Source organism: Mesorhizobium sp. M7A.F.Ca.CA.002.04.1.1 (assembly GCF_004022805.1).
In the GTDB taxonomy this organism is placed as follows: domain Bacteria; phylum Pseudomonadota; class Alphaproteobacteria; order Rhizobiales; family Rhizobiaceae; genus Mesorhizobium; species Mesorhizobium ciceri.
The window spans coordinates 1-9,192 of the sequence record NZ_RZPL01000163.1; the positions used below are offsets into that span (position 1 = coordinate 1).

Here is a 9,192-nt window from a genome sequence, read left to right on the forward strand (position 1 = left end):
GAATGCGACAGCTGCCCCCGCCACCACGGCGACGCTGGTGGCAGGTCTTCTGACGGCATTGCTTGCGGTGGTCGTCGGTTATCCCTTGATGCGCCTGTCGGGCTATTTCGTTTCGGTGGCGACGATGGGATTCTTGATTATCGTCAACGTGGTGCTGATCAATGCGTCGGATTTCACCCGAGGTGCCCGCACGTTTACCGGCGTGCCGCTGGAGACGACGTTGCCCTGGGTGATGGGTTGGCTCGCCATCACGGTGTTCGTTCTGGCGCGCCTGGTTTATTCGCCTTTCGGGCGCGCCATGAAGGCGGTGCGCGACGACACGATCGCGGCCAGCGCTGTCGGAATCGGCGTGCTGCGGACCAGACTGATCGCCTTCGTCATCGGCGCGTTCTTCTCAGGCGTCGGCGGGTCGCTCTATGCGCATTATCTCGGCTCGTTTTCGCCGAACACTTTCTACTTCGCGCTGACGATGAGTCTGATCACAATGCTGGTGCTGGGCGGCATGGGCTCCCTGACCGGCGCGGTGGTCGGCGTCATCTGCGTTTCGCTGTTGTCGGAGATCCTGCGCTCGGTCGAACGCGGCTTCACGATCGGCGATTTCGCGGTGCCGGCCCTGTTTGGCGCCAGCCAGATCGTGCTCGGCTTCATCTTCATTCTAGTCATGATCTTCCGGCCGAAGGGGATCATGGGGGACCGGGAACTTATGTTCGGATCAACCCAAAGATCGGCAACGGTGAACCAGACAGAGGAACGAAAACGATGATCAAACTCACTCGACGCGGTACCATCGGCCTGGGACTGGGCGCATTCTTCGCGCTTGCCTCGGCCAGCACGGCACTTGCTGCCGACACCATCAAGATCGGCTATCCGGCAAACCTGACCGGCATCCAGGCCTCGCTCGACGGTCCGATGCTGAATGGCGCCAAGCTGGCAGCGAGCGAAATCAACGCCGCCGGCGGCGTGCTCGGCCAGCAGATAGAACTGGTGATCTACGATTCCAAGAGCGATTCGACGACGATCTCGACCGTCGCCAGCCAGTTGATCGACAGCGACAAGGTCGTCGGCATCATCGGCTTCGCCGATTCCGACTCGGTGCTGGCCATCGGACCGCAGGTCCAGACGGCGCAGATACCGTTCATAACGCCAGGCGCGACCTCGCCGAAATTGCCTAGCCAGCTCGGCAACGAGATCTTCCTCGCCGCCTTCGGCGACAACGTTCAGGCTGCGGTTGGCGCGGAATTTGCGCTGAACAAGCTGAACGGCAAAACCGCCTACCTGCTGACCGACATCGGCACTGAATACACAACGCTGCTGTCGGACTACTTCGTCACCGCCTACGAGCATGGCGGGGGCAAGATTTTGGAGCGCGACACCTACAAGATCGGCGACAAGACCTTTACCGCGCAGATCGCCAAACTGAAGGCGCTGTCGCCGCAGCCAGACTTCGTCTATGCCTCGTCGAATGCCGAGGAAATCGGCCTGATCTTGAAGCAGATGCGCCAGGCCGGCATCAACCTGCCGGTGGTCGGCGGCGACGGCTACGACACGCCCTTGCTGATCCAGGTCGGCGGCGACGCGGCCAAGGACACCTACTTCACCACCCACGCCTATATCGGTGAGGGCGCCACCCCGAAGGTGCAGGCCTTTATCGACGCCTACACCAAGTCGGTCGGCAATGCCCCGGAGAACGCGTTCGCTGCGCTCGGCTACGACTCGGTCAAGCTGATGGCCGACGCGATCAAGCGTGCCGGTGCGCCGGATCCGGCCAAGATCCGTGACGCGCTGGCCGCTACGTCCGGGCTCGACGGCGTGACCGGCACGATCACCTACCGCCCGGGCATTTCGGTGCCGGACAAGTCGGTCTCGGTCATTGGTGTCAAGGACGGCAAGCTTGTCCTGGCAAGTGAAGCGGCACCGACCTTCGTCGCGGAGCCGTGATCTTGTCCACTCCGGGCTCCCTTTGGGACATCTACAGGTCGCGGCTCTCCGCCGCGACCTTCACCGACCTGACGCATGCGTTTCATCCGGGTCAGCCGCATTTCCCGGCCTTCCCGGACGAGGAGCGCAGTGCGTTGCTCGATTTTTCGAAGGGCGATGCCTTCCAGGTCCACCACTACGCCTTCGTCGGACAGTGGGGCACCCATGTCGATCCGCCGGTGCACTTCATCGACGGCGGCCGCTCGATCGACCAACTGCCGGTGGCGGAGATGCTTCTGCCGCTGGTCATCCTCGACATCAGCGACAGGGTCGCCGCCGATCCCGACGCGACGCCGACGCTCGACGATATTTCGGCCTGGGAGGCGCGGAACGGCCGTATCCCGGAAAAGTGTTTTGTCGCACTTCGCACCGGCTGGTGGCCGCGCTGGCCGGACCCCGTGGCGTTTCGGAACAAGTCGGCCGACGGTATCTCCCATGCGCCTGGTTGGTCGAAGCCGGTGCTGGAGGAGCTTTTGGAACGCCGCGGTGTTGCTGCGATCGGGCACGAGGGCATGGACACTGATCCCGGCCGTGCCACTTCCGCAGGTGACGCAAGCCTGGAATACTATGTGCTGTCGCGCGACTGCTGGCAGATCGAGCTCTTGGCCAATCTCGACAAGGTGCCCGAAGCCGGCGCGTTGATAATGGCAAGCTGGCCAAAGCCAAAGGCCGGATCTGGCTTCCCGGCTCGCGCTGTCGCCATCCATGAAGCGGCCGGCTGAACGCGTGAAGCCGCTGCTGGCGGCGGTCGAGGGGCCGCCGCACAACGATCATCAGACACGGAATTCAGACATGGATATAGATACAGTCCGCGATGCTTTTCCGGCGATGGCGAGAGGTGCCGAGCCGAAGAAGCGGATTTTCTTCGACAATCCCGCGGGAACCCAGATGGCGAGCCGTTCGATCGAGCGTATGACGCGTGTCATGATCGAAACCAACGCCAATCTTGGTGGCTATTTCGAAACCTCACTCGCGGCCCAGGCGATGGTCGACGACGCGCATCAGGCGATGGCCGATTTCTTCAATGCCGCCGACCGGCGTGAGGTGGTGTTCGGCCAGAACATGACAACTCTGACTTTCGCCGTCTCGCGCGCCATCGGCCGCGATCTGAACGCCGGCGACGCCATCGTGCTGACGCGCATGGATCATGACGCCAACGTCGCACCCTGGCTGATGCTGGCGGAGGATCGGGGGCTTGAAGTACGCTGGATCGACCTCGATCCAAAAACCTTCGAACTCGACCTGTCGACGCTGGAGGCGACTATCGACGAGGACGTCAAGCTGGTCGCTGTCGGCTATGCCAGCAACGTTACCGGCACGATCAACGACGTGAAGCGGATCGCGCAGCGCGCCCGCGCGATCGGGGCGCTGAGCTATATCGACGCGGTGCAGTTCGCGCCGCATGGGGTGATCGACGTCCAGGAGATCGGCTGTGATTTCCTGGTTTGCTCGGCCTACAAATTTTTTGGACCGCATCACGGGGTGTTGTGGGGCCGTTTCGATCTGCTGCAGGCGCTGACCGCCTATAAGGTGCGCGCGGCTTCCAATACGCCACCTGGAAAATTCGAGACGGGAACGACAAGCCGCGAGGCGCTTGCCGGGGTGCTTGGCGCCGTCGAGCACTATGCCTGGCTCGGACAGTCCTTCGGCAACGTCCACCCGCAGGCGACGCGGCGGGAGCGAATCGTCGCCGGCATTGAAGTCGCCGACCGTTATGAGCGTGTCCTGACAGCACGGCTGATTGCCGGATTGTCCAGAATTGATGGCGTCTTGATCCAGGGCATATCCGATGTGGCGGCGCTGGCGCGCCGTGTGCCTACCGTGTCGATCACCGTTGACGGAACCGATCCCGCGGACATCGCCAGGGCGATGGCAGAGGAAGGCATCTATCTCTGGCACGGTCACAATTACGGTTTGGAGCCAATCAAGCGGCTGGGGCTTGCGGACCGCAACGGTGTCGTCCGCATCGGGCTGGCTCATTACAACACCGAGGCGGAAGTCGATTTCCTGCTGGCGAAGCTGGCGGACTGGATGAAGACGCGGACCTGACATGCGCGACAGAAACGGAACCCCGAGGATCGGCGTCAAGCTGCGCCATGCCAGACAGGTGCTTGGCCTCAGCCTGGAAGAGCTCGGCGCCCGCATCGGGCTGACAGAGGGTTATCTCTCGAAGATCGAAAACGACCGCGCTACGCCGTCCATGGCGGCTCTGCACCGGCTGGTGCAGGCACTGGGCATCAACATGAACGCGATGTTCGGCACGCTGCAGCACAATGCCTCGGAAGTGTTCGTTTTGCGGCAAAACGAGCGTCCGCACATGGAGACGGGACATCGGCGTTCGGGCAACCATGTCGTGCTCGAGCAATTGGTGCCGTCCGGTCCGGAATATCTGCTGCAGATCAACGTCCACGTGATCGAGGCCGGCGGCGGCAGCCCCGAGTTGATCAGCCACAAGGGACAAGAGTTCGGCTACGTGCTCGAAGGTTCCGTCGAATTGCTGGTCGAGGCGAACGTGGTGGCACTCGAGGCAGGCGACGCGTTCTATTTCAACTCCGAACTCGGCCACGGCTACCGCAATATCGGTTCGACCACGGTCCGCATCCTCTGGGTCAACACGCCGCCGACATTCTGACCGCCTCCAGCGCGGCGCCGGATTTCGAGGGAGTTCTGCAGACGTCGTTCAATGAGCCAACGTCCACAGGACAACAGCCGCCGAGCCCAACCGTCCTGTTTCAATGCCCGAACGCGAGCGGCGGGGCCAGTCGGTCGCGCCGCAGCCAGCGCGCCAGCAGCAGCGCGGCCACCACGGCCAGCCCCGTCGACAGGCCGATCCAGATGCCGACGCCATGCAGGCCGAAATGGAAGGCGAGCAGCACGCCGAGCGGCAGGCCGACGCCCCAATAGCCGATCGCGGCATAGATCATCGGCACCTTGGTGTCGTGCAGGCCGCGCAGCATGCCGGCGGCCACCGCCTGGGCGCCGTCGAAGACCTGGAATAGCGCCGCGAAGACCAGGAACGACACGGCAAGTTCGATCACCCTGGCATTGGCCGGATTGCTCAGATCGATGAAGGCGCTGATCAGCGGATGCGGCCACAGGATCATCACCAGCCCCATCAGCGCCATGAACGAGACGCCGATGACGAAGGCGGTCCAGCCGGCGCGCGACACGCCTTGCGGATTGCCGGCGCCATGCGCAAGGCCGACGCGCACCGTCACCGCCTGGTTGAGGCCAAGCGGCACCATGAAGGAGATCGAGGCGATCTGGATGGCGATCGCGTGCGCGGCCAGCGAATCCGCGTCGATCAGGCCCATCAGCAGGGCGGCCGCATTGAAGATAGTCACCTCGAAGGCGAGAATGCCGGCAATCGGCAGGCCGAGCCGCAACAGGCCCTTGAAGCGTGGCCAGTCCGATCGCCAGAACCGTCCGAACAGACGATAACGGCGGAACTTCTTCTCCAGCATCACCACGGCAGCCAGGCCGATGAACATCAGCGTTGAGGACAGCGAGGTGGCAAGGCCCGACCCGGCAATGCCCATCGACGGCACGCCGAGATTGCCGAACATGAACACCCAGTTGAAGAAGGCATTGCAGGCGACGGCAACAAAGACGATGACCAGCGCCCAGCCCGGCCGCTCCAGCGCCGAGATGAACGAGCGCAGCACGATATAGAAGTAGAAGGGCAGCACCGCCCATTCGAGCCAGCGCAGATAGATGCCGGCCTGATGCGCCAGTGCCGGTTCCTGGCCCATGGCCAGCAGAATGCCTTCGCCGTGCCAAAGCACGAGCCAGATTGGGATCGAGATCAGGATCGCCAGCCACAGGCCCTGGCGCACGGTGCGGCGCAGGTCGCGCACCGAATAGCGGCGGCGGCCAAGCTCGGTGGCGATCATCGGCGATGTCGCCAGCATCAGGCCGAGGCCGAAGATCAGCGGCATGAAATAGAGGTTGGCGCCAAGCGCGCCACTGGCCAGCGTATCCGGCCCCAGCCGGCCCATCATCATGACGTCGGTGGCCGTCATCGCGGTCTGGCCGAGATTGGTCAGCACCATCGGCCAGGCGAGCGCCAGCGTCGCCCTGATTTCCTGACGCCAAAGATTTTCCGGCGCGCGAGCGCCGGCTTCGATCGCAGACATTGTTCCGCTCTTTCCAGATACGGCACGTCGGCATTAAAGCCGGAAGCCGCATTTCAAACGGCAAAACCTTCGGTTTCGCGGCGTTTGCGTCAGCTTCTGGACGAAACGCGACATGAAGGCAAGAGAGGAGGGACGGGAACGGATTGAGCCAGGGACCGGCCCCGGTGCTCTAGCGGATCGCGTCCAGCATCCGCCGCTGGCGGTGCATCTCGAGGAAAACCTTGTAGTCGCGGTCGAAACGCCCTGATGATTTCGGGTTCGACGCGCGCGTCCTGCCGCCTTGCTGCATGGCAAGACAGGCCGCGTTGAGGTCGGGAAACAGCCCGGCCGCGGTGGCGGCGATCATGCCGGTGCCGAGCAGCACCGCCTCGTCGGCCAGCGGCTCGATCACCGTGCAGCCGGTGGCGTCGGCATAGAGCTCCATCAACAGCGGGTTCTTGGTGTGGCCGCCGGTGACATGCAGCGTATCGATCAGATAGCCGTTCTCGTTCAGCGCCTCCAGCACGTGGCGCACGCCGAGCGCGATGCCGACGGCGGTGCGCCAGTAGAGTTTGCACAGGCTGTCGAAGGAGGAGTCCAGCGTCAGCCCGCTGACGACGCCGACGGCATGCGGATCGGCGAGCGGTGAGCGGTTACCATGAAAATCGGGCAGCACATGCAGCCGCGCGGCAAGGTTGTCGCCCTCGGTGGCGCGCAGCTCGGCGACACGCCTGGCGATCTTCGCATGCATGGCGGCATCCGGCTCGCCGCCGGCGCCGTGCCAGCGGATGATGTGGTCGAGCAGGGCGCCGGTCGCCGACTGGCCGCCTTCCGACAGCCACAGCCTGGGCAGCGCCGCGCCGTAATAGGGACCCCAGACGCCGGCGAAGGGCTGCGGATCCGGTGACATCGCCATGACGCAGCTCGACGTGCCGGCGATCAGCGCCAAATGCCGGCCGATGTCCTGTTGGTCGCCGGCAAAGCCGCCGAGCACGCCAAGCGCACCGGCATAGGCATCGATGACGCCGGCGCCGACCCGGCATTTCTCGCTCAGCCCAAGCTCGGCCGCTGCCTGGGCGGTCAGTTGGCCAATATAAGCGCCGACCGGGCTGGCCTTTTCCGGCAAATTGCCGTGCTCGAAAAGATCGCCGAGGCCGACGAGCGCAAAGAAGTCGCGCCGCCAGCCGGCCTCTTCATGCGCCAGATAGGTCCATTTGGCGGTCAGCGTGCATTGCGAGCGGGCCAGCGAACCTGTCGCTTGCCAGGTCAGGAAATCGGTGAGATCGAATAAATAGCCGGCTTCATTCCAGGTCTCCGGCAAATTGCGCTTCAGCCACATCAGCTTCGGTGTCGCCATTTCCGGCGACATGACGCCGCCGACGTAATTCAGCACGGCGTGGCCGCTTGCCGTGCATTCGTCGGCCTCCGCGATGGCGCGGTGGTCGAGCCAGACGATGGTGTCCCAGCGCTTGTCGCCCGTGGTCGAGACGCTGAGCTGGCCGCCTTGCCGGTCGCGCACCACCAGCGAACAGGTGGCATCGAAGGAGATGCCGACGACCTCCTCGGCAGCTATGCCGGCCTTTTCGCGGGCAGCGCGCACGGCGGCGCAGACGGCCGACCAGATATCGCGCGAATCATGTTCGGCGTGATCGGGCTTCGGCTGGTTCATGGCGATCGGCCGCTCGGCGCGGCCGAGCAAGGTGCCGTTGGTGTCGAGAATGCCCGCGCGAGCGCTCCCGGTGCCGACATCGACCGCGCAAACGAACTGTTTCGTCAAGATGCTCTGTCTCTCGCTCCCAGGCCTGCAATCAGATCGGGCAATTGCAGCATGTCAGCGAATATAAAGTCCGGTTCACTCGACGCAAGCCGCGCTTTCAAGGTCGGGTTGCCGGCATGCGAGCCGCCGGTGAAGGCAAACACGCGCATCCCCGCCGCCCGCGCGGCAATGATGCCGGCCGGGCTGTCCTCGATGACGAGGCATTTGCGTGGATGGGCCCGCATGCTGGCGGCGGCATGCAGGAACAGGTCCGGCGCGGGCTTTCCCTTGGCCACCATGGTGGCACTGAACAGGTGCGGTTCCATCAGCCCAAGCAATCCGGTGACGTCGAGCGCGTAGCGGATGCGGTCGAGCGTGCCCGAGGACGCGACACAGAACGGCAGCCCAAGCTTCGGCAGCATCTTCTTGACACCGGCGATCGGCTTCAGCTCCTCGCGGAATTTGCGCATCAATTCGACGCGCATCTCGGTCAGGTGCAGGTCGGTGATATCGAGCCCGAAGTCGCGGCCGAGGATCTCGCGCACGCTTTTCATGCTCTTGCCGAGGAAATGCTCGTAGGCGGCATCCTCACTGACGCTGCCGCCGGCAAGCCTGACCATGCCGAGCAGCGCCGAGACGGAGAGCGCCTCGCTGTCGACCAGCACGCCATCGCAGTCGAAAATGACCAGTTCAGGCGTCATGGCCGAGAATGGCTCTCAGAGCTTGCCGGCGAGGTAGCGCGTCAGCGTGGCGCGCGCGCCATTCGCCCACAGCACGTTGAGCGCATGGGCAAAGGCCTCGACAAACGCCGTTGCGCGGCCGACATCGCCATAGATGTCCTCCATGGCGAGCCAGGCGGCGGGAGCGTCCTTTGCTGCCTTTGCCGTCGCCTGCAGCCGGTCCCAACTCGGGTCGTTGGGCTCGATGACGGCGCCGCTGTCCGTCGTGCCGAAGCAGTAGCGGCACCACAATGCCGATTCCAGGGCCAGGCCGGCGACGCTTTTCCCAGCCTTCAGCCGGTCGGCGATGGTCGGGATGATGAACTTCGGCTGGCGGTTGGAGCCGTCGAGGCAGAGCCGGCGCACCGTGTCGCCGATCTTCGGGTTGGAGAAGCGGCTCTCGATGAGCTGGTAATAGTCTTCCAGAACCGTGTCCGGCACCGGCGGCACCGTCGGGATGATTTCGTCCCGTTCGAGCTTGGCCAGAAAACCGCTCACCAGCGGCTCCTGCATCGCCTCATGCACGAAATGGATGTCCATCAGGCCGGCCGGATAGGCGATCGCTGCATGGCCGCCATTGAGGATGCGGATTTTCATCAGTTCATAAGGCGCAACGTCTTTGACG

Annotated in this window: 8 protein-coding genes and 1 pseudogene; 5 read left to right on the forward strand and 4 right to left on the reverse strand. The window is 63.9% G+C overall.

The genetic code is table 11. The annotated features are described in order from the left end of the window. The 5 genes from ENZ75_RS11325 to ENZ75_RS11345 all read left to right on the forward strand — a co-directional run. Nucleotides 1-763: branched-chain amino acid ABC transporter permease (locus ENZ75_RS11325; protein ID WP_164887783.1), on the forward strand; the 763-nt coding region annotated here is incomplete at its 5' end. Then, nucleotides 760-1,938, forward strand: a complete 1,179-nt coding sequence (locus ENZ75_RS11330; protein ID WP_013528425.1) for an ABC transporter substrate-binding protein — start codon at nucleotides 760-762, stop codon at nucleotides 1,936-1,938. The genes ENZ75_RS11325 and ENZ75_RS11330, both read left to right, overlap by 4 nt. After that, the gene (locus ENZ75_RS11335; protein ID WP_244514254.1) at nucleotides 1,935-2,699 is read left to right on the forward strand and encodes a cyclase family protein; all 765 of its coding nucleotides are present in this window, start codon (nucleotides 1,935-1,937) and stop codon (nucleotides 2,697-2,699) included. Before ENZ75_RS11330 ends, ENZ75_RS11335 begins: the two co-directional genes overlap by 4 nt. Nucleotides 2,700-2,769: 70 nt before the next feature. Then, the gene (locus ENZ75_RS11340) at nucleotides 2,770-4,026 is read left to right on the forward strand and encodes a cysteine desulfurase-like protein (RefSeq protein ID WP_063170430.1); all 1,257 of its coding nucleotides are present in this window, start codon (nucleotides 2,770-2,772) and stop codon (nucleotides 4,024-4,026) included. Between the two features lies 1 nt (nucleotide 4,027). After that, on the forward strand, nucleotides 4,028-4,609 hold the full coding sequence (locus ENZ75_RS11345) for a cupin domain-containing protein (RefSeq protein ID WP_013528422.1): 582 nt from the start codon (nucleotides 4,028-4,030) through the stop codon (nucleotides 4,607-4,609). A gap of 100 nt (nucleotides 4,610-4,709) precedes the next feature. On the opposite strand, the gene ENZ75_RS11350 is transcribed toward ENZ75_RS11345, so the two are convergent. From ENZ75_RS11350 to ENZ75_RS11365, 4 genes and pseudogenes are all read right to left on the reverse strand, one after another. Then, the gene (locus tag ENZ75_RS11350) at nucleotides 4,710-6,113 is read right to left on the reverse strand and encodes an MATE family efflux transporter (protein ID WP_013528421.1); all 1,404 of its coding nucleotides are present in this window, start codon (nucleotides 6,111-6,113) and stop codon (nucleotides 4,710-4,712) included. Nucleotides 6,114-6,282: 169 nt separating this feature from the next. Beyond that, nucleotides 6,283-7,869, reverse strand: a complete 1,587-nt coding sequence (locus tag ENZ75_RS11355; protein WP_063169748.1) for an FGGY-family carbohydrate kinase — start codon at nucleotides 7,867-7,869, stop codon at nucleotides 6,283-6,285. After that, nucleotides 7,866-8,549 carry an HAD family hydrolase gene (locus ENZ75_RS11360; protein WP_024502046.1) on the reverse strand — a complete coding sequence of 228 codons (684 nt, stop codon included), beginning with the start codon at nucleotides 8,547-8,549 and terminating at the stop codon, nucleotides 7,866-7,868. Before ENZ75_RS11360 ends, ENZ75_RS11355 begins: the two co-directional genes overlap by 4 nt. A gap of 15 nt (nucleotides 8,550-8,564) precedes the next feature. Beyond that, nucleotides 8,565-9,192 (reverse strand): annotated as a pseudogene (locus ENZ75_RS11365) (mannitol dehydrogenase family protein); the annotation flags it as partial.